The 24,770-nt window shown below is 52.3% G+C and carries 16 protein-coding genes; 11 read left to right on the top strand and 5 right to left on the bottom strand.

Features of this window, described 5'->3' with window-relative positions:
* Positions 1–379 precede the first annotated feature (379 nt).
* Both epmB and ACJJIZ_RS00800 read left to right on the top strand, forming a co-directional pair.
* Positions 380–1,420, top strand: coding sequence for an EF-P beta-lysylation protein EpmB (gene epmB, locus ACJJIZ_RS00805; RefSeq protein WP_444914925.1), 1,041 nt, complete (start codon positions 380–382; stop codon positions 1,418–1,420).
* A gap of 381 nt (positions 1,421–1,801) precedes the next feature.
* Positions 1,802–3,889, top strand: a complete 2,088-nt coding sequence (locus tag ACJJIZ_RS00800) for a GGDEF/EAL domain-containing response regulator (protein WP_282934550.1) — start codon at positions 1,802–1,804, stop codon at positions 3,887–3,889.
* A 69-nt stretch (positions 3,890–3,958) separates the two neighbouring features.
* Here the strand turns inward: ACJJIZ_RS00800 and ACJJIZ_RS00795 are convergent, their stop codons facing one another.
* The gene (locus ACJJIZ_RS00795) at positions 3,959–5,620 is read right to left on the bottom strand and encodes an alkaline phosphatase D family protein (RefSeq protein WP_444914924.1); all 1,662 of its coding nucleotides are present in this window, start codon (positions 5,618–5,620) and stop codon (positions 3,959–3,961) included.
* A 311-nt stretch (positions 5,621–5,931) separates the two neighbouring features.
* Between ACJJIZ_RS00795 and ACJJIZ_RS00790 the strand changes: the two genes are divergently transcribed.
* Positions 5,932–7,875, top strand: coding sequence for a M1 family metallopeptidase (locus tag ACJJIZ_RS00790; protein WP_444914923.1), 1,944 nt, complete (start codon positions 5,932–5,934; stop codon positions 7,873–7,875).
* A 427-nt stretch (positions 7,876–8,302) separates the two neighbouring features.
* Here ACJJIZ_RS00790 and serB read toward each other — a convergent pair whose 3' ends face one another.
* Positions 8,303–9,412, bottom strand: coding sequence for a phosphoserine phosphatase SerB (gene serB / locus ACJJIZ_RS00785; RefSeq protein WP_444914922.1), 1,110 nt, complete (start codon positions 9,410–9,412; stop codon positions 8,303–8,305).
* A 310-nt stretch (positions 9,413–9,722) separates the two neighbouring features.
* Here serB and ACJJIZ_RS00780 point away from each other — a divergent pair, with 310 nt between their 5' ends.
* The 7 genes from ACJJIZ_RS00780 to ACJJIZ_RS00750 all read left to right on the top strand — a co-directional run bounded on the left by ACJJIZ_RS00780 (position 9,723) and on the right by ACJJIZ_RS00750 (position 18,131).
* Positions 9,723–10,835: a hypothetical protein gene (locus ACJJIZ_RS00780; protein ID WP_444914921.1), complete on the top strand. Its 1,113-nt coding sequence runs from the start codon at positions 9,723–9,725 to the stop codon at positions 10,833–10,835.
* A gap of 98 nt (positions 10,836–10,933) precedes the next feature.
* Positions 10,934–11,350: a MerR family transcriptional regulator gene (locus ACJJIZ_RS00775; RefSeq protein WP_444914920.1), complete on the top strand. Its 417-nt coding sequence runs from the start codon at positions 10,934–10,936 to the stop codon at positions 11,348–11,350.
* A gap of 110 nt (positions 11,351–11,460) precedes the next feature.
* A complete protein-coding gene (locus ACJJIZ_RS00770; protein ID WP_444914919.1) occupies positions 11,461–12,630 on the top strand; it encodes an isovaleryl-CoA dehydrogenase in 1,170 nt (389 codons plus the stop codon).
* 118 nt (positions 12,631–12,748) lie between these two features.
* Positions 12,749–14,356: a carboxyl transferase domain-containing protein gene (locus ACJJIZ_RS00765; RefSeq protein WP_444914918.1), complete on the top strand. Its 1,608-nt coding sequence runs from the start codon at positions 12,749–12,751 to the stop codon at positions 14,354–14,356.
* A 72-nt stretch (positions 14,357–14,428) separates the two neighbouring features.
* A complete protein-coding gene (locus ACJJIZ_RS00760) occupies positions 14,429–15,226 on the top strand; it encodes an enoyl-CoA hydratase/isomerase family protein (RefSeq protein ID WP_282934596.1) in 798 nt (265 codons plus the stop codon).
* A 5-nt stretch (positions 15,227–15,231) separates the two neighbouring features.
* Positions 15,232–17,232: an acetyl/propionyl/methylcrotonyl-CoA carboxylase subunit alpha gene (locus ACJJIZ_RS00755; protein WP_444914917.1), complete on the top strand. Its 2,001-nt coding sequence runs from the start codon at positions 15,232–15,234 to the stop codon at positions 17,230–17,232.
* Entirely contained in the window at positions 17,232–18,131 is a 900-nt protein-coding gene (locus tag ACJJIZ_RS00750) for a hydroxymethylglutaryl-CoA lyase (RefSeq protein ID WP_444914916.1), read from the top strand. Before ACJJIZ_RS00755 ends, ACJJIZ_RS00750 begins: the two co-directional genes overlap by 1 nt.
* Before the next feature lie 281 nt (positions 18,132–18,412).
* On the opposite strand, the gene ACJJIZ_RS00745 is transcribed toward ACJJIZ_RS00750, so the two are convergent.
* The 3 genes from ACJJIZ_RS00745 to ACJJIZ_RS00735 form a co-directional block, all read right to left on the bottom strand.
* On the bottom strand, positions 18,413–20,563 hold the full coding sequence (locus tag ACJJIZ_RS00745) for an FG-GAP repeat protein (RefSeq protein WP_444914915.1): 2,151 nt from the start codon (positions 20,561–20,563) through the stop codon (positions 18,413–18,415).
* 596 nt (positions 20,564–21,159) lie between these two features.
* Positions 21,160–23,067, bottom strand: coding sequence for a multicopper oxidase family protein (locus ACJJIZ_RS00740; protein ID WP_444914914.1), 1,908 nt, complete (start codon positions 23,065–23,067; stop codon positions 21,160–21,162).
* Positions 23,068–23,184: 117 nt separating this feature from the next.
* Positions 23,185–24,099, bottom strand: coding sequence for an SDR family NAD(P)-dependent oxidoreductase (locus tag ACJJIZ_RS00735; RefSeq protein WP_444914913.1), 915 nt, complete (start codon positions 24,097–24,099; stop codon positions 23,185–23,187).
* 209 nt (positions 24,100–24,308) lie between these two features.
* Here ACJJIZ_RS00735 and ACJJIZ_RS00730 point away from each other — a divergent pair, with 209 nt between their 5' ends.
* Complete coding sequence (locus ACJJIZ_RS00730) at positions 24,309–24,740, top strand: DUF4345 domain-containing protein (RefSeq protein ID WP_444914912.1); 432 nt, start codon at positions 24,309–24,311, stop codon at positions 24,738–24,740.
* The last annotated feature ends 30 nt before the right edge of the window (positions 24,741–24,770 follow it).

The following is a 24,770-nucleotide window of genomic DNA, read 5'->3' as shown; positions in this document are numbered from 1 at the left end:
CTGCGCCTAACATCTAAAGCCTTCAAGACCCGCAGAGGCATTACGGAGTTATTTAGAGGCTCCTTAAGGCTCTGGCTGCTTAAAGATACAGTCCAACTATCCGATATTTTTCCACAGAAGATTGGTGAAGATTTTTTGATTATGTTGATAGGGTTTCTGCAAAAATAAATTCAGTTTATGTAATTACCCTAGGGAATCGATTTGAGGGTTCAACTAACTCACTAGATAGGGTCTGAAACAGATGCCATTTCTCTAATGGGTTTGTGCGAATTACCATGTCTACCTGGTCACTGAACCCTTTGTGGGGCATCACTGTCAGTGGTGGCGGGAGATTGCTGTGGGGGATCTGATACAATCTCTTATTTTGTAGTGTATCTCCATGATGGCGTCATCATCGGCCCCCGGTATAGAGCTTATCGACACACAGGAATCCCGCTGCTGGCAGGATGAATTGTCTGATCTGGTCACTGATCCGGCAGAGTTGATTCAATTACTACAGCTAGACCCGCGTAACCTCCCGAAGGCCTTGCAAGCAGCTTCTGGCTTTTCCCTGCGCGTGCCGCGCCCCTTTGTCCGGCGCATGCGTTGCGGCGATCCCGAAGACCCATTGTTGTTACAGGTTTTACCCGGTGCGGATGAGTTGGAGAGAGTGCCGGGATTTAGTTCAGACCCCCTTGAAGAGGCAGAAGCTAACCCTCTACCTGGAGTTGTTCACAAATACCACGGGCGCCTACTGCTGATCACTGCGGGCCAGTGCGCGGTCAATTGTCGTTACTGTTTCCGACGTGAATTCCCCTACGGTGACAACCACCTAACTCGCAGACAGAGCCTGGCAGCTCTAGACTACATTCGCGCGCGCACTGAGCTGCGCGAAGTGATTCTGAGCGGCGGTGATCCTTTGGTAATGAGTGACCGTCAACTGGCCTGGCTCACCGATGAGCTGGCCGAGATTCCCCATGTGGATAAGCTGCGAATTCACAGCCGCCTCCCGATAGTTACCCCCAGCCGGGTAAACCAGAAAATGTTGGATTGGTTTACCGGTTCCCGCTTGAAGCCCGTGCTGGTGTTGCACTGCAACCACGCCAATGAAATTGATAGTGAGGTGCGGGAGTCTCTGCAAAAGTTGCGAAGCGCAGGGGTCACCCTGCTCAACCAAGCGGTGCTATTAAAAGGCGTCAATGATAGTCGCGAGGCGCTGGGTGCGTTGAGCGAAGCCCTCTTTGCAGCAGGAGTACTTCCGTACTATTTGCATCAGCTGGATCGAGTAAATGGTGCCGCACATTTTGAAGTCTCTGATGCGAAAGCGCTGGAGCTAATCGAACATCTCCGCCAGCAGTTACCCGGTTATCTGGTACCAAAACTGGTGCGTGAAATCCCCGGCGTCCCATCAAAATCCCCGATAGTTGCTGAACATAGCTAAACCTCAGCTGATAGCTGTAAGGGTTATCTTTGTATATTCGACAGGGATTCTTATAAAGAGATATGGGTTAGGCGAATAAATACCGCCAAATTGATCTAGGCTAACCCCGTAACGCCCGTGCCAGATATAGTTGGCCGGTCGACCTATTCAGCAGCTGCTATTTCGCTTTATAGCGCTGTATTCAGGGGCTTCTTAGGTTGGGAAAGTTTGGTTAGCGACTGTGGTTTCGCAAATGGGAAAGGCGGAAGCTTTTATAGGGGAGCGTTGTGTGATTTAGATCACAGGTACCAGTTTGATCTACCCTTGTATGCCATCCTTGACGCCCCCTAAAATTACCGCCAGCGGTAGCTGTGTGCCGCCATTAAAAAAATAGAGCAAATAATGAGTAGCAACGACACAATACGACTTCTCCTGATTCACGATACCCCGTCGGAAGCCCAGCGCCTTGTGAGTATGCTGCACAACGCAGGCCGTCCCAACCGAGCACAGCATGTGGCCAGCGAGGCTGTGTTTAACCGCCTACTCCAGGATAAAACCTGGGATTTAGTGATTGCGGCTGAAAGCAGTACTCAGGTGCCCCCCTCAGTGGCGTTACGTACCATCAGCAAGCTGCAAAAAGATGTCCCGGTAATTATGCTGACCGAGCGCACCGGTGCCCAACCCGTGGTGGAAGGTTTGAAGCTCGGAGCCCGCGATGTCGTAGTGGTGGATGAAGACCAACACCTTCTCTTTGTGATACAGCGGGAGCTGGGGGCGCTCGCCAATCGCCGTCAGGCTCGCCTACACGACCGCCGCTATCACGCGACCCTTAACCGTGCCAAGGAGCTACTCGATAGCTCCAAAGATGCCATCGCTTATATATCTGATGGTTTGATCGTCTACGCCAATGACTCCCTTGCAGAGCGCTTTGGTTACGACTCTGGCGAGGACATTGAATACCAGCCATTGATTGATATGCTGGCTGAAAATGAGCAGGAAGAGGGGCGTGAATTCCTCAAAAGCTGCGCTATCGATAACAATGAGCTGGAGGCGAAAGAGTGGAAATTTACCGCTAAGACCGCCTCTGGCGAATCCCTGCCCACTCGCGCAGAAGTACTCAGTACCACCTACGACGATGAGCGTTGTTTGCAGGTGCGTATTGCCTCGCGCCGGGGTGATACGGAGCAATTGGAAGCGCAGCTCAGCGATATCAAGAACCGCGATCCGCTGACCGGGCTTTTCAATCGTCAGCACTTCCTGCAGGTACTGGATTCCAGCATCAAATCTGCAGCGGACTCCCACAATACTGGCGGTCTGATGCTGATAGAAGTGGATCGCTTTGAAGATGAAGTGTTGAAAGTTGTTGGAGTGGCAGGTGCCGACGCCCTGCAAAAAGGCATGGCGGAATTACTCAAGTCCTGTCAACGCAGTGGCGATACCCTGGCCCGGTACAGTGAAGATGCCTTTTGCCTGCTCAGCCCGAATACAACTCCGGACAGCATCGAGCAACGCGCGCAGGATATATTGAAGAAGATTTCCGACACCATCTTCGATGCAGATGGCAAAACCCTGCAAATTACTGCCTCTATCGGTATTTCCCTGATGAGTGAGGCCTCCAGCGGTGCGCAACAAGTGCTGGACCAAGCGCTATCTGCTCACAAGCAGGCTCTGGGTGAAGAAAAGAAAGGTGGGAATTTTGCGCTCTACGAGCCGGATACTGAAGGTGGTGCCGACGCCGATACCTATCATCGTGCACGGGTGGTTCAGGCCCTGGAGGCCGGCAGCCTGAAGTTGCTCTACCAGCCAATTCTCAGTTTGCAGGGAACTGGCGAGCAACTGTACGAAGTATTGGTGCGTATGCTCGATGACAAGGAAGAGCTGGCGCCGCTGGCCTTCCTGCAGGAACTCGGCGATGCGGGCCTGTCGGCGAAAATGGATCGCTGGGTAATTATTACCGCGATCAAGGCCGCCGCAGCCGCCAGGGCTGAGGGCAAGAATATTTCTTTGATGCTGCATATCACCACTGCTTCACTGGTGGACAGCAGCTTACCCGGCTGGCTGGGGGTTGCCTTCAAAGCTGCCAAGGTGGCGCCGGGAACGGTGATCTTCCAGTTGCGTCAGGAGGATATCAACAGCAACCTGCACGCGGCCCGGGACTTTACCACTCAGGTCCAGCAATTGGGTTGTCGCGTTTCGGTCTGTCATTTCGGCACCGGACTCAATCCGTTCAAGGCTCTTGAGCATGTGAAAGTGGATATCGCCAAGATCGATCCCTCCTTCGTGCGCGAGGTCCAGGATGAAGGCGAGAGCAGTGACTCCCTGGCAGGATTGGTACAGCGCTTGGGTGAGGCGGATACCAAGGTGATAGTGCCCCATATTGAGCAGGCCAGTATGCTGCCGACTTTGTGGCAGACCGGTACTGATTATATTCAGGGGTACTATGTGCAGGCACCGGCGGAGGATATGAACTTCGATTTCAGTCTCGAATAATCTCTTTCTGTAAGCTTTTTAAAAAACCGCACCGCCTTAACAGGGGTGCGGTTTTTTATTGCCTGCAAATTAGACGTTGTAGCGGCTGCGTAGGGCGGCGATGGTATTGCGCGCCAGGGCGCCGTACTGCGGTGCCGGTGCCGGTACCAACTCATCAGTTGTGCTTTCACTCCAGGCGCGCTGAATATGGTTTTGCCCCGCTTCCTGCTTATAGATCCTTGCCAGGCTGGCGTTGTAATTCTGACTGGTGACTGTATCCACGTGATACCAGTGGGCCTTGGCGCGGGAGTGGGAAACATCCATCAGCAGGTAACCGCGCCGGGTTATCTCCACCCACTTGAGGTGTGGTATCAACCCGTCCATAGCAATCGCTGCAACATCCGTCAGGTGGGATTTGTCCAGGAAGCTGGAGGTTACTCCGGGAGTGACAAACTCACCGCCGAGGGCACCGCGTCCGGTCAGGCGCCCGTATTTCAAGATGCTGAAAGGATTGCTGGCCAGGTCCCAGGCCCAGGAGCTATGGATATCTCCAGTGAGGACGACAAAATTGTCGATATTATTGTCGGCAATGTGGTCGAACAGGCGCTCGCGGGATGCGGTGTAACCATCCCACTGGTCCATATTCACAGACAAATCCCTGGCCAGGGTGAGTTGCGCCATCATTACCTGTTGCCCCAATACCCGCCAGCGCACGCCATCCGACTGGGACTGGGTCAGGCTGTTGTGCAGCCATTGTTCCTGCTGGGTACCAAGGATGCTGCGCTCCGGGTCGTCGGCGGTCTGCTGATCGAACCAGTTGGCCTGCTCGGAGCGCGCGGCGATGCGGGTATCCAGCATCATCAGGTCCATCAGATTGCCGAAGCGGAAGCTGCGGTAGATGGCCCTGTCACCAAATAGATCAAAGATGCCGTTATCGCGGATGGGCATCCACTCGAAGTAGGCCTGGTTGGCTACCGAGCGGCGTACAAACCAGTCGCCCTCGCCATCTTGGACATTGTGGTTCTCAGCACCGCCAGCCCATGCATTGTTAGTGGTTTCATGGTCGTCCCAGACACAGATAAATGGGTGTTGGCGGTGTACTTCCTGTAAATCCGGGTCGGAGCGGTATTGGGCGTAGCGCAGGCGGTAATCCTGGATATCCACCATTTCCTTGGCGGGGATTGGCTCTCGCCCCAGGCCCGTGCCGGTACCGTAGCCACCGGGTCCGTACTCGTAAATGTAATCCCCCAGGTGCAGTACCACATCCAGGTCTGCACGCAGGGCAATTTCCCGGTAAACATTGAAATAACCCATGGGATAGTTGGAGCAACTGGTAACCGCAAAGCGCAGCTTATCCACATGGCCGATGGGCAGGGTGCGGGTGCGGCCTATGGGCGAGTCGATACCGTTGGAGTAGAAGCGGTAGTAGTAACTGGTGCCGGGTTGCAGACCGCTGGCATCCACTTTGATGGTGTAGTCCACATCGGGCCCGGTAATACCGCTGCCGCTATTGACCACCATGGCCATTTCCGGGTCCAGGGCGACCTGCCAGGTGTAGGGCACCATGGACTGGAATTCCGGATCGGCGGACGGAGTAATACGGGTCCAGAGAATTACGCGATCTGCCAGGGGGTCACCGCTGGCTACGCCGTGCTGGAAGGGCTCTTGGCCGGAACCGTAGGCTTTCAGCAGGGGCATGGCCGCCAAGCTTGCGCCAGAAAATTGTAGAAACCGCCTCCGGGACAGGGACATGGGGTTCTCCTTTTAGTGCTTGTTATAAAAGAACCGCAGTCTGAATCTGGAAAGTGAACGATGTATTAATTCCCGGTCAGTATTTTTCTTCCCTTGCTGCTATTAGTCACGAAATTCGTCCTAAGGCGACGAAACTGAGACATTAATCTGGTTTATTGGCAAAACGCGGCATGACTGTCGGTAGCTGTGGCTAAAGCGGGTGATCAGTGTGCCCGCTTACGTCGGGTGCAGAGTCCCCTGTCGTTTCTCATCTGCGCTCTGTCAGGTATCCTGTGGCGCAAATTGAAAAGCTGAACTCAGGGAGTAGACCCATGTTGCCCCGTTTACTGTGTACCAGTCTGATCGTTGGCGGCCTTGCCGTTGCCGGTGGCTGTTCCAAGTCGGAGCCTTCCAAGGCCGAATTAGACAGTGCGAGCGCGCCGATGAAGGCGTCCGCTGTGATCGAGAAGAAGCCGGGTGTTGAAAAAGCGCCCCAGTCCGGAGTGGATTACCACTCTTTTGCCAACAGCAATGATTACCAGGTTCAACACCTGGATCTGGACCTGACTGTCGACTTCTCCCGCAAGGTTCTTGAAGGTGAAGCCAAGTTGGACTTCAAGCGTCTCAACGACAAGAACCTGCCGATGGTGCTGGATACCCGCGAGCTGGAAGTGGTTTCTGTATCCGCCAATGGCGCGCCAGTAAAATTCTCCATGGGCGAGAAAGACAGTCACCTGGGCACTCCGCTGAATATTGAGCTGCCGGAAGATGCCGACAGCATTACTATCCGCTACCGTACAGCGCCGGGCGCCTCCGGCGTTCAGTGGCTGGAGCCTCAGCAGACTGCTGGTAAAAAGCATCCGTTCCTGTTTACCCAGGCTCAGGCGATCCATGCGCGCAGCTTTATTCCGCTGCAGGACTCCCCGAAAGTTCGCATCACTTACAACGCCACTGTACGCACACCGAAAGAACTGCGCGCAGTCATGAGTGCGAACAATGATCCGCAGTCAGCCAAAGATGGCGTCTACGAGTTTGAAATGCCCCAGCGCATTCCCTCCTACCTGATTGCCCTGGCGGTTGGCGATCTGCAGTTCAAGCCTATGGGTGAGCGCACCGGTGTCTACGCTGAGCCTTCCATGCTGGAATCTGCAGCGGCTGAGTTTGCCGATACCGAATCCATGCTGGAAGTGACCGAAAAGGCTTATGGCCCCTACCACTGGGATCGTTACGACCTGCTGATTTTGCCTCCCAGCTTCCCGTTCGGTGGCATGGAAAATCCGCGCCTTAGCTTTATCACTCCGACGGTGATCGCCGGTGATAAGAGCCTGGTGGCCCTGATTGCCCACGAACTGGCCCACTCCTGGTCCGGCAACCTGGTGACTAATGCCAGCTGGCGAGACCTTTGGCTGAATGAAGGTTTCACCACCTACCTGACTAACCGCATTATGCAGTTCGTCTACGGTGATGAGCGCTACCAGATGGAAATGGCCCTGGGCTATGACGACCTGCAAGCGGATCTGGCTGATAAAGAGCCTCGCGATGAGATTATGGCGATCGACCTGCGCGGACGTGACCCCGATGAAGTCTTCTCCAATATTCCCTACGAGAAAGGCTCCCTGTTCCTGTATGAGCTGGAGCAGAAAGTAGGTCGTGAAGCGTTTGACCGCTTCCTGATGGAGTACTTCAACCACTTCTCCTTCCAGAGCATCACCACCGAAGACTTCGTTAAGTACCTCGACAAAACCCTGCTGGTTGAGCACGCTGACAAGCTGGACCGCGATCGTATCCTTCAGTGGATCTTCGATCCGGGTATTCCCGAAGGTGCGCCGCATCCGCAGTCCGATGCCTTCACTAAATTGGATCCAGTGCGTCAACAGTGGTTGGACGGCAAGCTGGCGGCGAAGGATGTCGATACCAAAGGTTGGACTTTCCACCAGTGGAAGTACTTCCTCGATGGTATGCCGGAGAAACTGACGGAAGCGCAGTTGAAGGAACTGGACGGCGCCTTTGGCCTGACCGAATCCCGCAATAACGAAGTGGCTTTCAGCTGGCTGATGATTGCAGTGCGCAACGACTACGAGCCGGCCTTCGAGCGCCTTGAGAATTTCCTCACCAGTATCGGCCGCAATAAGTTCCTGCGCCCGCTATATCGCAATATGGTTGAGACTGGTAAAAAAGACGTGGCTGCACGCATTTTTGAGCGCGCCAAGGTGGGTTATCACCCGCTGACGGTAAAAGTAAATAGCCTGGTTATTTACGGTAAAAAAGAGAGTTAATCGCTCTCTTTTCCCAGTTGTCGCAATTCCCATAGATCAATATGAGAGTTGCGGCAACTCTCCCTTTTCTTTTTCCCTTCCACTTTGGCTAATGCTAAAGTTTGCTCCACAAAATATTTTTTATGGGCATTCTTTCAGTTTGTTTTTATAGCTAAGTGAACTGGTACGATAGCGTGATTAATACGCCAGATTTCTGGCATAAAAATCATTAAACGGCTGTTCAAATGGATTGCCTTTGCGTACTCTGCTGCCCAGAGATTTTACTCAGGAAGGGAGGCACCTATGTATAAACGGGCTTTACTAATAGTCGTCCTGGGGCTTTTTCTTGCCAGTTGTGGGCAGAAACCCGGGCCCAGTGCTTGCACGGATCACAATAAGCGGCCGAGTTTCCCTTTTCCTCACGCGATGCTTTAAGAGCTAAGCCGGGTTATACCCCGAGCTTGGCAATTTGTTGGTCATTGAGACCAAATAAGTAGAGGGCGGCGTCCAGGCCAAACAGATTGATGGCCTGGGGGGCCTGTAGCCTCACCTTGGGCTTGGGGTGAATGGCGATACCCAGTTCCCCTAAATTCAACATGGGAATATCGTTGGCGCCGTCACCCATAGCGACCACACTTTCCAGTGCCAAATCTAAGCTTCCGGCAATTTCCTGCAGTAACTTGCGTTTGCGATCGCCATCAATAATGGGCTCCACCACTTCGCCGGTGAGGGCCCCTTCGGAAAATGTCAGTTCATTGGCATGGATATAATCCAGGGGCAGGCGCTCTCGCTGCAGGAATTTCGCAAAGTAAGTAAAGCCGCCAGAAAGCAGTGCCGTTTTACAGCCCAGCGCGCGCAATGCTGCCAGTAATTCATAGGCCCCTTCTTTTAACGGCAGTTCCCGGGCAATTTCAGCCAAACGCTGCTCGGAAAACCCTTTTAGCAGAGCCATGCGTCGTTTAAAGCTCTCGCAGAAATCCATATCCCCGGCCATTGTGGCCTGGGTAATAGCGGCAACCTGATCACCGATACCAGTAATTTTTGCAAGCTCGTCAATGACTTCAGCATCAATCAGGGTTGAATCCATATCAAAGCCGGCCAGCTTTGGCACCCTCTGGGTAACAGAAGCCTGGATGGTTAGGTCTACTTCCAACTCATCGGCCACTCCAAGGCAGGCTAGGCGCGCGCTGTCAAAATCGAGGTCGCCATCAATTTGGAAGCGGATTACGGTGCGATCGCATCTTTGTGCCAAAGTATCAGCGGCGAATAGGCTCCACTGTTGTTCATCAAAAAATCGCAGAAGGTATTGGAGTTGAGCCAGGGAGACAGAGGGGCTCAGCAGGGTGATACACCAAATGGCTTCAAGTGCACTCGGTTCTTCGGGGGGCGGGGTAAAGTCCGTAGCCTCACCGGGAAAAGGGGCTTCACCGGAATACTCCAGGCCGAGCTTGGCGACTTGATCTCGATAGCTCAGGTAGCGCAGGGTGCCACTTCCTGACGCCTGGGAAATCTGTTTCAGGGAGAGGTGGAATTCCTGTGAATTTATTTGATCACCCATAAGCTCTGTCCCGATTGAATTAAATGTCCGGCGCATTATAGCTCTTATGAGATTCTTCGCTAAAATTGCCGGGCTTTAATTTCATTGACTGCCGGTCAGCAGGGTTTTTAATGGGCTCAGTTCGAATGGAGAGTAAAATTCCTTTTCGAATTGTGCGAGTTGAATTGAACTATTTCGTCGTTTGCTTTACCAATCGCTCAGGAATTAATTGGGTATGCACAATTTTGGTGCCTACCGTTAAAATGCTCGCTGCTCCAAAACAGCTGGGGCAATAGTAAAAAAACAATACGCAAGATGTCTGCCGCCGTTTATGTCAGTTTCCATTGTATCTATTCTTCGCAAAATACCGGCTCAATTAGCACAGTTGTCCAAACGCGCCCGTCAGCGTTTATTGGCACTGGTTATCTGGCTAACACTGGCAATATTCTGTGCGGCGGCACTGGGGCATTTTTATGGTCAGCAGCGCACCGGCCAGATAGAGCGAGACAGAGTTACCGCGAAGGCGGCAGCGACTATTCTCGCGGGGCAGAGCCTGGAGAGTATTGTTGCGGGGGATCGTATCAGCTTACAGCTCATCGCTCGCCAACTGCTGGAGCTTCCAATGGTTTCCGGCATTTTAATTGAGGATGTGGAATCGAATTCCCTGGCCGAAGTGGGGGACCTGAAAGAGGGGGAGACGATCACCGAGCCAGTGGTCCTGCACGATAGTATTGCCGGCAATATTACCGTAGCGTTTGAGCCTGGTAATTCCGTTACCTTCCCTTGGGCCAGCTTGTTGCTGACCCTCGTTTTTGCCCTGCCATTTAGTGCAGCTGCGGCCCTGCTTACCGGTAGCTTGTCCCGGGAGCGCAAATTGCCCGCACAAGTTACTGAGTCTGCTCAAGCTGTAGCTGAAGTTACCGAGCCCAGCATTGGGCTTTATCTTCGCCCCCTCAACTGGGCGCAGTTGGGCAACCAGTTAAGTCGCAGTGCCCTGGAGGGTTTGCAGCGGGAGCTAGATGGACGTATGCGTTTGTTGCAGCGCATATACGGCGCCACCCCCCTGAGTTGCGCCGGGCCACAGATCGGCCTGGATTTCACTGGAACTGATGCGGCCTTCCGCGCAGTCTGCTGTGGTTTATTGCTGCGGGAGATGCAGAGCGTTAGCCGTGCGACCGGTTTGAAGCTGGCTCTGGCGGTAGTCCCATCCCAGCCACAGAGTCCGGATTTCTGTGCCGATCAGCTACTCAACCAGTCCCGCGGCTTGTTTTTGCACCCGGAGCTTCTTGAGGACAGTTCCCTGGTGGGGCGAATTGAGCACCACGGTGCCGGTTGGGCATTGGAGGTGACTGGCCTAACCCCTTCCTATCAAAAACTTCTCAACAATCAGCTACAACAGCTGCTCGGCGCTGAGGCTACTCCCCACAGGACCCCCGTGGGCTAAGTGACTGGAAGTGCCTTAGGGTTCTTTTTTGGCGCGTGCTTTACGTTTACGTTAACGTAAACTCTTGCTAGGCTTGATGGCATCTTGAGGAAGTCGTTATGAAAGCAGAAGCAAGCCAAATTGAGCCCCATAGTTACAGCATTTCCGAGTTGGCGCGGGAGTTCGATATCACTACTCGCGCCATCCGCTTCTATGAGGACAAGGGCCTGCTCAATCCGGAGCGTCGCGGCCAGACCCGCGTCTATAGTCCCGAAGAGCGTGTGCGCCTAAAGCTGATTCTGCGCGGAAAGCGGCTGGGATTCTCCCTGGATGAGAGCCGCGAAATTATCGATATGTACGACCCGGCCCACGGCAATGTAGAGCAGTTGCACCGTCTATTGGAGCGCATCGCGCAAAAGCGACTGCAGTTACAACAGCAACTGCGGGATATCGAAAGCCTGATGGAAGAGTTGGATGAAGCTGAATCCAGGGCCCGTGAGTCCCTGGCGCAAAGCGATGACAGCAGCGTTTCCTAAACAGATTTCGGCACTGTGCCAAGAGTGGCGCAGTTGCCTCATGTGGTATTGAACAACCGCCAAGGCGGTTATTTGAATTAAAGACATTTTTAAATATCAGTGGAGCCGTTATGAACACCTCCTACCCAACCCTGAATTTCGGTCTCGGTGAAGACATCGATATGCTCCGTGACATGGTTTACAAGTTCTGCCAGGCGGAGCTGGCCCCGCGCGCGGCGCAGATCGATGAAGAGAACCTGTTTCCAGCGGATATGTGGAAAAAGTTTGGCGAGCTGGGTCTGCTGGGCATGACCGTGGAAGAGGAGTTCGGCGGTTCCAATATGGGTTACCTGGCACACGCTGTGGCCATGGAAGAGATTTCCCGCGCCTCTGCTTCTGTGGGCTTGTCCTACGGTGCCCACTCCAACCTGTGCGTAAACCAGATCCGTAAAAATGGTACCCGCGAGCAGAAGTTCAAATACCTGCCCAAGCTGTGTTCCGGTGAACATGTAGGCGCCTTGGCCATGAGTGAACCCAACTCCGGTTCCGACGTGGTAAGTCTGCAACTGCGCGCCGAGAAGCGCGGTGATCGCTTTATTTTGAACGGCAATAAAATGTGGATCACCAACGGTCCCGATGCCGATACCTATGTGATCTACGCTCGCACTGAGCCGGGCATCAGCTCCGGTGGTATCACTGCATTTATCGTTGAGCGCGGTTTCGCCGGCTTCTCCCAGGCGCAAAAGCTCGACAAGCTGGGCATGCGCGGTTCCAACACCTGTGAGCTGGTGTTCGAAGACTGTGAAGTGCCGGAAGAAAATATCCTCGGTGAACTGAACGGCGGTGTACGCGTATTGATGAGCGGTCTCGACTACGAGCGCACGATTCTCTCTGGAGGCCCTGTCGGAATTATGCAGGCCTGCCTGGATGTGGTGGTTCCCTATATTCACGAGCGCAAGCAGTTCGGCAAGGCCATCGGTGAATTCCAGCTGATGCAGGGCAAGATCGCCGATATGTACGCTGACCTGAATGCCAGCCGCTCTTACCTGTACGCTGTGGCCCGGGCTTGTGATCGCGGTGAGGACTCGCGCAAGGACGCCGCCGCTGTAATCCTGTTTACTGCGGAGCGCGCAACACAGATGGCCCTGCAGGCTATCCAGACACTGGGCGGCAATGGCTACATCAACGAGTACGCCACTGGTCGTCTGCTGCGCGATGCCAAGCTCTACGAAATCGGCGCGGGCACTTCTGAAGTGCGTCGTATGCTGATTGGTCGCGAGCTGTTTAAAGAGACCCGCTAAGGCTGGGCATTTCTTCTCGCCGCCGGCGCCTGCCGGCGGCAGCTGTCTCCAGCCGGGCACTGCGGCAATAAGCTGCGCCCTGTGGAGGTCTTTTCTCCGGGAAAGTGAATCGGACTTTATGAATCAGTTGCAGAGCAAAATAAACACGCGCGATACCGCCTTTGGCGAAAACCGCGAGCAGATGCAGGCGCTGGTGGCAGACCTGCGTGAGAAAGTGGAAGCCATCGCCCAGGGCGGCGGCGAGCGCGCAAGGGAAAAACACCTGGCGCGAGGAAAATTATTGCCACGGGACCGTATCGATGCGCTGCTCGATCCGGGTAGCCCTTTTATGGAATTTTCCCAGCTGGCCGCTCACGAGGTGTACGGTGAGGATGTTCCGGCCGCGGGTATTATTACCGGCATTGGCACCGTTTCCGGTCAGCCCTGTGTGATAGTGGCTAACGATGCCACTGTAAAAGGTGGAACCTATTATCCCCTCACAGTAAAAAAACACCTGCGCGCGCAGACCATCGCCGAGCTGAACAATCTGCCGTGCATTTACCTGGTGGATTCCGGTGGTGCTAATTTGCCGCGCCAGGACGACGTTTTCCCAGACCGTGAGCACTTCGGTCGCATCTTCTTTAACCAAGCCAATCTCTCTGCACAGAATATTCCGCAGATCGCGGTGGTTATGGGTAGCTGCACCGCCGGTGGAGCCTATGTGCCGGCTATGGCAGACGAATCCATTATGGTGAAAGAGCAGGCCACCATCTTCCTGGCGGGCCCGCCCCTGGTGAAAGCGGCCACCGGTGAAGAAGTTTCTGCTGAGGAACTCGGCGGTGCCGAGGTGCACTGTCGCACTTCCGGGGTTTCCGATCACTACGCCAATAATGATGTACACGCCCTGCAGTTAGCGCGCCGCTCTGTAGCTCGCCTGAACCGTATCAAAAATCCTGGCCTGGATATCCAAAAGCCTGTGGAGCCGATTTATCCACCGGAAGACATTTACGGCGTGGTGCCCAAAGATTCGCGCCAGCCGTTTGACGTGCGCGAGATTATCGCGCGGGTTGTGGACGGATCTGAGTTCGATGAATTTAAAGCGTTGTACGGCACCACCCTGGTAACCGGTTTTGCCCGTATCCAGGGCTATCCGGTGGGAATTGTTGCCAATAACGGCATCCTGTTTGCGGAGAGTGCGCAGAAGGGCGCGCACTTTATTGAGTTGTGTGCGCAGCGCAAGATCCCGCTGGTGTTCCTGCAAAATATCACCGGCTTTATGGTGGGCAAGCAGTACGAGGCGGGCGGTATCGCCAAACACGGCGCCAAGATGGTGACCGCTGTCGCTACCGCCAAGGTGCCCAAAATTACCATCCTTATCGGCGGCTCTTTCGGCGCCGGTAACTACGGTATGTGTGGCCGCGCCTACGATCCCAACTTCCTGTTTATGTGGCCCAATGCGCGCATTTCGGTTATGGGGGGGGAACAAGCTGCTGGCGTATTGGCCCAGGTGAAGCGCGACCAGATGGCCGCCCGGGGTGAATCCTGGAGCGAAGAGGAAGAGCGCCAGTTTAAGCAGCCGATTGTGGATAACTACGAACACCAGGGGCACCCATACTACGCCTCCGCGCGCTTGTGGGATGACGGCGTTATCGATCCGGCGGATACCCGCCGCGTGCTCGGTCTGTGTCTGGCGGCGGCCAGCCACAAGGAACCGGAAGAGACCAAGTTCGGCGTGTTCCGCATGTAAGGAACCGTGGTTGCGGCGCCAGCGAAATGTTCCGGTGCCGCTTGTGATAGACGCCCCAATCGAGGAATTACAATGAGCGATAAATTGCTGTGCGAAGTGGATAGCGAGGGCGTGGCCACGGTCACCCTGAACCGGCCGGAAATCCACAACGCTTTTGATGATGAACTGATCCACGAGCTGGCCACCACCTTTGACACCCTGGCGCAAAACCCCGCTGTACGTGTGTTGGTACTGGCCTCCAATGGCAAGAGCTTTTCTGCCGGAGCCGACCTCAACTGGATGAAGCGCATGGCGACTTATTCAGAAGAGGAAAACCGCCGCGACGCAGCTGCGCTCGCCGCCATGCTGTACAAGCTCGACACTTTTCCTGCGCCCACCATTGCGCGAGTACAGGGCGCCGCTTTTGGCGGAGCCGTGGGCCTGGTGAGCTGTTGCGATATGGCCGTGGCCTCTGAGCGCGCCAGCTTCTGTTTGTCCGAAGTCAAAATCGGGTTGCTGCCCGCCACCATCAGTCCCTATGTCATCAATGCTATCGGCACTCGCCATGCGCGTCGTTACTTTGTCACAGCGGAACGTTTCCCCGCTGAACGCGCGGAACAGATCGGTTTGGTATCCGAAGTCTGTGCCGAGGCTGATCTGGACCTGCATGTGCAGAAATTAGTGAATGCCATTGCCGACAATGGCCCCAAGGCAGTCGCCATGGCCAAGCAACTGGCTATGTCCATGTCCAACCGGGTTATCAATGATGAATTGCAGGGCCAGACCAGCGCGCTGATCGCTGCCGTGCGTGTGTCGCCGGAAGGACAGGAAGGGTTGAGTGCGTTTTTGGAAAAGCGTGCACCCAGTTGGATGAATGGTAGCGAAGGGTAATTTTTATGATTCGCAAACTGTTAATAGCTAATCGCGGCGAAATTGCCTGTCGCATTATCAAGACCGCGCGCCGCCTGGGGGTGGCTACTGTCGCCGTTTATTCCGATGCGGATGCCGACGCTCTGCATGTGCAGATGGCGGACGAAGCGGTGCACCTGGGTCCGGCCCCGGCCAGGGATTCGTATCTGGATATCGACAAAGTATTGGGTGCTGCCAAGCAGACTGGTGCCGATGCCATCCATCCGGGTTATGGCTTCCTGTCGGAAAACGCGGAGTTTTGCCGCGCCTGCGATAGCAACGGCATTATTTTTGTCGGCCCACCCACCGGCGCGATTGAGGCGATGGGCTCCAAGTCCGCAGCCAAGCGTATTATGGAAGAGGCCAATGTGCCCCTGGTGCCCGGTTACCATGGCACCAATCAAAATGAAGAGCTGTTGGAAGGCCATGCCAATCGCATCGGTTACCCGGTATTGCTGAAAGCTGCTGCCGGCGGCGGTGGTAAGGGCATGCGCCGTGTCGACAGTGCCGATGAATTCCACGAAGCTCTGGCCGCTGCCAAGCGTGAGGCCATGAATGCCTTTGGCGACGACATTATGTTGCTAGAGCGCTATGTGGTGAGTCCCCGCCATGTGGAAATCCAGGTGTTCTGTGATCAGCAGGGCAATGGTGTCTACCTGTTTGAACGGGATTGCTCGGTGCAGCGCCGCCACCAAAAAGTAGTGGAAGAAGCTCCCGCACCGGGCATGACTCCGGAGCTGCGCGCCCGCATGGGTGAAGCAGCCCTGCGCGCGGCCCACGCGATTGGTTACGTGGGTGCCGGCACGGTGGAATTCCTGCTGGATGCCAGCGGTGCCTTCTACTTTATGGAAATGAATACCCGCCTGCAGGTGGAGCACCCGGTTACGGAAATGATCACCGACCAGGATCTGGTGGCCTGGCAGCTGTCAGTTGCCGCTGGCGATACCCTGCCCATGAGCCAGGATGAGCTGCAGATCAACGGCCACGCCATGGAAGTGCGCATCTACGCCGAAGACCCGGACAATGATTTCCTGCCGGCAACCGGCGTGTTGGTGCGCCACCAGCCCCCGGCGGAAGGCGAGGGTGTGCGGGTGGATACCGGTGTGCAGACTGGCGATGAAATCAGCGTGCATTACGACCCGATGATCGCCAAATTGATCTGCCACGGCCGCACCCGCAAAGAAGCCCTGGCCAAATTGGATCGCGCCCTGCGTGATTATCAGATTGCCGGTGTGCGCCACAATATCGAATTCCTGCGCCGAGTGATCAATCACCAGGCATTTGCCAGCGGTTGTATTTCGACGCACTTTATCGAGGACTACGAGGCGGAAGTACTGCATCAGGAGCAGGCACTGACGCCGCTGAAATGCGCTGCTATTGCCGGTTATTTACAGCAGCGTGAAGAACGCGATCTACGCAATAGCGCACCGCAGCGGGATCCTTTCTCTCCTTGGCATAATGGCGATAACTGGCGCAATGCTCTGGCTGGCAGTCGCACCCAGACGGTGGACTACCGTGGCCAGCACGCTCAAATTCGCTTTGTTGCGGAAGGCGATAGCCTGCGCTGGACTTGCGATGCTTTGCCTGAGGAACAAAACAGCGGTGAGATTCGCCTTCTGCCGGGACGCGACTTGATGCTGGTGGATGGCCGTCGCATGAGTTTCTCTGCCGTGGATACCCGCGATGGCGGTGCCGTATTTATCGATGGCACTCAGGTGGAATTCAAGCTGTTGCCACCGGATATGGGCGAGAGCAATGACCAGGCCCACGGCCTCGATGCCCCCATGAACGGCACCATAATTTCGCTGCTGGTTGAGGCCGGCTCTACGGTGGAAAAAGACCAGCCGCTACTGGTAATGGAAGCCATGAAAATGGAACACACCCTGCGGGCTCCAGCCGCTGGCACCGTGCAGCAGTTCTTCTGTGCCGAAGGTGAACTAGTGGATGGCGGTAGTCTGCTGGTGGATTTTGCCGGGGAGGAGCAATAATGACTTTGCCCAAACAGGTCAAAATCGTCGAAGTGGGCCCCCGCGATGGGCTGCAAAATGAAAAGCAGCCTATCTCTGTGGAGACCCGTATCGCTCTGGTGGACAAGCTCAGTGCCAGTGGGCTGTCGGTTATTGAAGCCGGCAGTTTTGTCAGCCCCAAGTGGGTACCGCAAATGGCCGCCAGCGAGGAAGTGCTGGCGGGTATCCAGCGCAAAGACGGTGTTATCTACAGCGCGCTCACGCCAAACTTAAAAGGTTATGAGCGCGCAGTGGAAGCCAAAGCAGATGAGGTCGCCGTATTCGGCGCGGCCTCAGAAGCCTTCACCCAGAAAAATATTAATTGCAGTATTGCTGAGAGTCTTGAGCGCTTCCGTCCACTGGTGGAAAAAGCGAAGCAAGACGGTATACCCGTGCGCGGATACGTATCCTGCGTACTTGGTTGCCCCTATGAAGGTGATATTGATCCGGCCAAAGTGGCAGAAGTTAGTGCCGCTCTACTGGAAATGGGTTGCTACGAAATTTCCCTCGGCGACACCATCGGTGTCGGCACCCCGGAATCCGCCAAGCGTATGCTGGAGCAGGTAATGACCCGCGTGCCTGTGGAAAAACTTGCGGTGCATTTCCACGATACCTACGGCCAGGCGTTGGCCAATATCTACGCGGCCTTACAAATGGGGGTCGCAGTAGTAGATTCCGCCGTAGCCGGCCTGGGCGGCTGTCCCTATGCCCGCGGCGCTTCTGGTAATGTTGCCAGTGAGGATGTGCTTTATATGCTCAATGGCATGGGTATTGAAACCGGCGTAGATATACAGTTGCTGGCAGAGGCTGGGAACTTTATTTCTGAACAGCTGGGGCGGGAGACCAACTCCCGTGTGGCTAAGGCTTTGGCGCCCTGCTGAGTGCGGTTTTGATTTATTCACATCAGGACTATATATGGTCCTGATGTGAATTCCTGCATTTAGTTTTGAATTACCTTAATCAATCACTTAGAAAAAAACTGCCAGTTGAAGATAGCATCTAGAACTTCTTTTCTGGCAAGAGATTAAGTAATGACAGAACACTGAGGATAACCGGCTGAAATACTGGACGCCAGTTACATAATAAGTATCAAGTTCTATCATTGATAATTACAGTTTATCGTTTCTATACTCTTCATGAGCTTTTTGCCACTAGTGGGAAATCAATAGACTAAGATCAGAGGCCGCCCTCTATCTTCCTGGTTTAGTTTATATGCATCTGTAAATATCGACTCATTATGTTGGCTAATAATGGAGTTTATAATCTTAAACTCATCGACATTTTTAGATTTTATATAAGATGATTGAGTAAAACTATTGCCCTCCCGCGAAAAGAGATAGAGTGCACCAGCATCAAGTTTATAGTAATTGTGATTTTGATTTCCTGAAAATGCACTGCTATAGCTATCCTCACCGGGAGCACTCACAAGCAATTTTGAACCATCGTAATTCAGGCTTACACTGCTTCCAAATTTATCATATTCATCGGGATTGGATGCTCGTAACAGCCCAGCTTGTGAAGCCGTCTCTCCATCAAAATGGTATACATATGTTGCTCCGGCGCTTTGATACCGGCTGCTCTCTTCCTTAGAGCCAATGGCGATATACTTCCCGTTGCCACTTATAGTTAGGTATTCTCCAAAATGCTCATATTCACGGGCTCTAGTTGGTTTTAAATATGCTCTTTGCAACCATTCTATTCCGTCGTATTTAAAGATATACGCAGCTCCTGAGCTATTTTCTGAATTGTTGCTCTCATCACCGTTTACCCCACCAGATGCGCTGTCTTCCCCTATTGCACCAATCAGCAGGATGTTACCAGATGAGTCAAACTCTAAGCTTTCACCAAATTGATCCAGCGAGTCACTCTTTTTAGCCCAAATCTTAGTAGACTGCACCCAAGCTTTGCTCGCTAGTTCAAAAATATAAACATTACCTGTTGCACTCTCATACCCTTCAGAAAAAGGAGAGCCGACGGCAATTCGAGTTCCAGTATCATTGATTGAAACTGATCTACCAAAATACCTTCTTTCATTATTTGGTGGTGCTATATCGGGCTTAAGATACGCGACCTGTGACCAGATTGAATGCTCCCTCTCGAATATATATGCTGCTCCTACGCTTGAACCTGAATCGTCACTGCCGTCGCCATTGATGCCTGTTGATAAGCTATTTTCACCAGGAGCTCCAACAACTAACCTAGAACCATTTGCACTGAGGTCGATGGAGTAACCAAAGTGATCATAATTACCTGGGTGAGTAGGCTTTATATATGCTTCTTGTAACCATTCTCCGTCTTTAAGAGAAAAAATATACACGGCTCCGGCTTGCGAAAAATATTCGTCACTACTATCGCTGTTGATACCTGCAGCAGAACTACTCTCTGTGCATGGGCTAATTGCCAAGGTTGAGTGATCTGAGCTTATTTGCATGTCACAAAGATAGCCATCTACAGGGTCATAATTCTCTGGGTATATTTCTCCAATACCGTTAGCTAATAAGTCTCTTACGTATACGGTGTTACTACTTTCACAAACCTGCCCAAAACAAACTTCTAAGAAATATGAGGCGTTAACACGTGCGAAGAGAGGAACGATATGCTTGTAGTTTTGTGTACCCTGAGTAATATCTTCGCCAACTTGAACAAACCCTGTTTGTCCATCTACATTTTCATGTAATTTATAGTGAGAGGCGCCAGGAGTATCGACCCAAGTGAAATATAATGATTTCGTTGGCTCAACAGATACATCTAAAGTTGTTCCTCGTTTAAATGTGGCTGAGACTTCACAGTTTTTTATTAATTGACCTGTCTTATAAATATTGCCATCTAGTGTGCCGGAGCAGCCGCTAACTTGGTCAACTACATATCCAGAGTCCGGGATTAGGTGTAGTGATATAGATCCTTTACCGATCAGAGAATCAGATTGAAACTTTCCTCCAGGACCTGCGACGGTTGTCACCCTAAAAAACTCTTGTTTAAAAATAACAGAGATTTCACAATCGTTGGTGATAACACTTGTGGTATAAGTTGTTCCAACCAAGTTCCCACCACAGCCAGCTGCAGACTCGATTACATATCCTTCCTCTAATGTAATATTGAATTGAGCATTGCGGCCTGGCCCCACTTTTACAGACTTCGGCTCAATATCCCCTCCATCGCCAAGGCTCGTAGTTATATTATATTCCGTAGTGGTTTGATTTGTTGTGTCGTTACTTCCGGATCCCCCGCCGCCGCTACATGCGGATAGTGCTAATGTAATGCAGAAAATTCCGCTGCTAAATATGCTCCTTGAAGGTTTCTCCCAACCTTTCATTTAATTTCCCTCATGTACAAATCGAAAATACTAAACTCTACAAAAGCTGCCAGGTATGATTTTTTCTTTTTCAAATGAACCTTTCCTCAAGGCTATGAAATAACAGGCAAGCCACTTTTGGCTAAAGGTGACAGGGTGACTTATCTGTGGTTGTTTACTAGCATACTTTATGTGACGGTATTTTCGTTGTAGTCGTCAAATTATGGAACCCCCACGGCTATTAAATTTTTCGATTAGGTAAATAAAAGTGATCATCAGGTTATTCGATTTTCCGTGTCGCCTGCATGTACATAGGTATGCCCCGGTGTTGGGATTTGTTGTGGCTAGCTTTACTATCTCTTCACATTCAGGTTGTTGTAATCCATTAACGTGAAATTTGTGGCCGGTTCAAACTTGGTATAGATATATCGCTGTATTGCTTATTCAGTAGAGCCTTAAGCTATCCAGATTTTGTCTATGATCAATATCCGAGCAACCTTCTCTAGATGTTCTTCAAATAAAGATTAAGTCTTTAGAAGAACCCAATTAGCATGGCAAGGAGCTCCTCTGTTACGTAGTTTATATTTCGAGATAGTGTCCTTCGTTCGTGAAGAAGATTAATCGTTGGCAGAATGTTTTGGTGCCAATACCCTAAACGGCCTCATCATATCGTAATCCTCATGGGAGAGTAGATGGCAGTGCCATACATAAAGGCCTTCGCGGTCGAAGCGGGCTATTACCCGTGTTACTTGGCCAGGAAGGGCGATGACCGTATCTTTGGGGCCGCTTTCTTCTGGTTGTGGTGGAAGGGGTTTTCCCTGTAGAGATTCTATTTCCAGGCGTGCACCCTGAAATATCTTATCTGTATGCATAAATTTCTGCTGCTTGGCAATAAGTTTTCCTTTAAAAGGCTGGCGATCCAGTACCTGGAATTCCACCAGATGAATATGGATTGGATGAGCCGATACTGTAGGGTTGTATATTTCCCAGATCTCAACGGCGTTGTGTTGGATTATTTCTGTAGTAGGATCTTCAAAAAATAGGGAGCCCTCCTTTACTGGACCTAACATGAGCAGATTGCGGCCATAGGGGTCATCCAACCGATAGGTGGCAAGTTGTCGTGTGCGACTGGCTTGGTTAAGCCTATTAAGTGGGGTGCGCAAGGGAGTATTTAGGCTGAGTTTTAAATCTCCAGTGGTATTTTTAATCTCTGATTTCTGTTTATTAGAAGGGGGGGGGATCGGTGCTGAAGCAATATGAAATTGTAGAATCTTGCCTGTAGTATTTGGATCGGTAGCTGGTGTGATGCCGCCGCGCCCATCGCTTAATACGCGTTTACCATCCGGGTTATAGACAAGTGGAATTGAACTCTTTGGATCAATGGCCTCTACAAATCCTTTAAAAGGGACATCCGGCCCAAAGTTCCGCAGTGTTAGTTCACGCTCTTCATAACCACTGAAATCTACTAAAACATCTGCTCGCTCTGCGGGTGCCAATATCAACTCGTTCAATTTTACAGGGTAATCGAGAAATCCGCCGTCACCGCCGACTTGTACAAAGGGTGTATTTTCGTCGATCCTGAGTATCAGTGTGCGGGTATCAGATGCGTTGAGTAACCGAAATCGATAGACGTGTGGAGTGACACTGACTTTGGGCCAGGTCATGCCGTTTACCAGAATAATATTGCCAAAAAATTCGTCGAGATGGGATGGATTGGGCCAATTGGCCTTAACCACCTCATGGGAAACCGGTGATGGAGGCTGGTCCCTCCAGCCAGGAAAATACAGCTGCCCATCGGAGCTAAACAAGCTGTCTGTAATAGCGGCTACAAAAGTGCGCTCTTCTGCAGGGAGCAGTTTCTCCTGTATCAGACGGTCTTCATTGTCATCGCCAACCAGGTAAAAACCGAATAGACCTGCGTAAACATTAAGGCGCGTCATGCCCAGGGTGTGGTCGTGATACCAGATAGTGGCGGCATCCTGGGAGTTGTCGTATTCGTAAATCTTTTTCTCAAATAATGGTCCCGTCTCACGATAATTGCGGGTGTACCAAGCGAGGGGGTTGCCGTCACTTTTCCACTCTGTATGCCCGCCGTGAAGGTGGATAACCATAGGTACAGCTTTTGGATCTTTTACGTCGGCGAGGTGAATGGATCGATCCACAGGAAATAGATGTGGACCCGGTAGCTCATTGGCCCAGTGTACAAATACCGGTTGGCCTTCTCGGGCGCGAATAGTAGGGCCAGGAGAGTGGATGCGACCTGCATATTCAAAACCCCAGGCTTTTGTCATTAAACGTTTGCCTTCCTTATCCCGTAGCCCCATCCAAACTTCAGTGGGGCGGGCGGGTAGTTTAATCGAGGCTGAGCCCTGAGGGCGGATTTCTGCGGGTATTGGCAGTTCATTGACGAACTTATCCACAGTTGCTGGATCCAGCAGCCGCAGGGGAGTTGCTTTAGCTACATCTTCAGCAGCAGTCAGGGCAAGGGGAATTAACAACAGCAGGGAAAAGATTACCCGAAACATTGGCTGTTTTTAGCAGTAAGTATTTAACAGTCAAGTATAGGTAAACAAGCGGTATCGGTGGCGTTAACTTGGGGGCAGGGAAGGGTGTACAGGGCCCTTCCCTGATGCGAACTTTCATTAGATAAAGCGATTGATCCCCGTTTTGGCATTGTCCTGATAGGTAGGGTTGTCCAGGTCCGGGAAAAGCTTTCGCTGTTCACCAAGAGGTCCAGTTAATCCGTGTTCACTGCCGTAAAAAACACCTGTGCGGAAGGATCTTGTATCCAGTAGGGCATCGATATAGCGCTTGGCGCCTATTTCTACTTTGTGGACTTTGCCAAGTAGCAGCATAATCCGCATCATGCCCTTCATCATATATTGCTTGAATAACGACAGTGTATTGAAGCCCTCTGTGCCTACCGTAGCCCCGGGGCTCATGGTTACGAAGCGGATATGGGGGAATTCCCGTGCCATGGAAGACATCCATAGGGCGCCCATATACTTTATCGGACCATAGGGTACAGTAGCGTCTTTGGTACTGGCATAGAGCTCTCCTTCGCAGATCTGCATAAATTCCTCCACAGAGGCGCTTTTCAGGTCTGGTCGCTTCATACCCATCTCTTCTACGCCGCGAGCGGCCTCGGAGCCGGCATAGATAGCAGTCTGGGTTAATTTATTGGCTTTCAGTAACTCGTTAGTCAGTAGAGCATGCCCAAGCAGGTTGACGGCGAAAATTTGTGTGACTCCTTCGGGGGTCTTGTTGTAAAACTCTTTCCCCCCGGTACCGCCAGCATTCATAACCAGCGCATCAACTGGGGAGCCTAGGTTGTTAACTGCCTCTTTCACGGATTGTTGATCCGCGACATCGATCAGCAATACTTCGAAGATATTCCTGCCTGTTTCCGACACCAGCTCGGCCTGGGCTTCCTTGGCTTTGTGCAGATTGCGGCAGCCGAGATAGATCTTGTTAATCTGCTGGTATTCCGCCAGTTGCTTGGCGCATTCCCTGCCTAAGCCTGCATTCGCTCCGGTAATCAAAACACTCTTAATCATCTTTCTGTCTCTGTGGATATTGGGAACTGGTGCCCGGATATGGATATACCCGGCTGTTGGAGAGAAAGATAAGCGGTTAAGCGCCTCGTCTTTTGACATTTCTTGCTGTCTTAGTGGGATACCAAGACCGCAAGAAATATCAAAAATAGGGCCTTACTGGCCAATATGATTAGGTCATCACTCCAAATACGGCAAACTAAGGTGACACTATGAATCAGGCGAGTTCTATAGAAAGAAAAATTTTCCAATTGTTAGTGGTAGCGCTAGCGGTGATCTGTTTTGTACCCGGTGGTATCAGTGCATTTGGAGGGCTGAATGGCAGTGCTGCTCTGATTGGTGGTGCTATGATTTTTGGCCCGGATAGCCCCTTGAGAGGATTTGGGGATAATCAATATCGATTTGCCTTTGGTGTTTTCTTTGCCCAGGGGTTGGTTCTACTGTATTTCCTGAGCAATATCGAAAAACATAAAGCATTGTTTTACTTCGTGGCTTTATCCCTCTTTATTGGCGGTCTGGGCCGCTTAAGCAATATTCTGGAATTTGGATTGGTGGATGATCAGGTCTTACCCCCTACGATTATTGAGCTTGCGATAGTTCCACTTCTGGTTTTTTGGCATAGGCGAGTAGCCTCTCAAGGTTAGTCATTAGAAGCTATTAGTTAAGCAACTAAA

The sequence above is a fragment of the Microbulbifer maximicatervae (SeqCode) genome, assembly GCF_052467225.1.
The sequence above is the reverse complement of the archived record's forward strand: the minus strand, read 5'-3'. Positions and strand labels throughout refer to the sequence as shown.

Coding starts and splice junctions, on each gene's coding strand:
- ACJJIZ_RS00800 (WP_282934550.1), top strand. CDS start 1,802: ATGAGTAGCAACGACACAATACGACTTCTCCTGATTCACGATACCCCG.
- ACJJIZ_RS00775 (WP_444914920.1), top strand. CDS start 10,934: ATGAAAGCAGAAGCAAGCCAAATTGAGCCCCATAGTTACAGCATTTCC.
- ACJJIZ_RS00750 (WP_444914916.1), top strand. CDS start 17,232: ATGACTTTGCCCAAACAGGTCAAAATCGTCGAAGTGGGCCCCCGCGAT.
- ACJJIZ_RS00760 (WP_282934596.1), top strand. CDS start 14,429: ATGAGCGATAAATTGCTGTGCGAAGTGGATAGCGAGGGCGTGGCCACG.
- ACJJIZ_RS00735 (WP_444914913.1), bottom strand. CDS start 24,099: ATGATTAAGAGTGTTTTGATTACCGGAGCGAATGCAGGCTTAGGCAGG.
- ACJJIZ_RS00765 (WP_444914918.1), top strand. CDS start 12,749: ATGAATCAGTTGCAGAGCAAAATAAACACGCGCGATACCGCCTTTGGC.
- ACJJIZ_RS00780 (WP_444914921.1), top strand. CDS start 9,723: ATGTCAGTTTCCATTGTATCTATTCTTCGCAAAATACCGGCTCAATTA.
- ACJJIZ_RS00740 (WP_444914914.1), bottom strand. CDS start 23,067: ATGTTTCGGGTAATCTTTTCCCTGCTGTTGTTAATTCCCCTTGCCCTG.
- ACJJIZ_RS00755 (WP_444914917.1), top strand. CDS start 15,232: ATGATTCGCAAACTGTTAATAGCTAATCGCGGCGAAATTGCCTGTCGC.
- ACJJIZ_RS00790 (WP_444914923.1), top strand. CDS start 5,932: ATGTTGCCCCGTTTACTGTGTACCAGTCTGATCGTTGGCGGCCTTGCC.
- ACJJIZ_RS00730 (WP_444914912.1), top strand. CDS start 24,309: ATGAATCAGGCGAGTTCTATAGAAAGAAAAATTTTCCAATTGTTAGTG.
- serB (WP_444914922.1), bottom strand. CDS start 9,412: ATGGGTGATCAAATAAATTCACAGGAATTCCACCTCTCCCTGAAACAG.
- ACJJIZ_RS00795 (WP_444914924.1), bottom strand. CDS start 5,620: ATGTCCCTGTCCCGGAGGCGGTTTCTACAATTTTCTGGCGCAAGCTTG.
- ACJJIZ_RS00745 (WP_444914915.1), bottom strand. CDS start 20,563: ATGAAAGGTTGGGAGAAACCTTCAAGGAGCATATTTAGCAGCGGAATT.
- epmB (WP_444914925.1), top strand. CDS start 380: ATGATGGCGTCATCATCGGCCCCCGGTATAGAGCTTATCGACACACAG.
- ACJJIZ_RS00770 (WP_444914919.1), top strand. CDS start 11,461: ATGAACACCTCCTACCCAACCCTGAATTTCGGTCTCGGTGAAGACATC.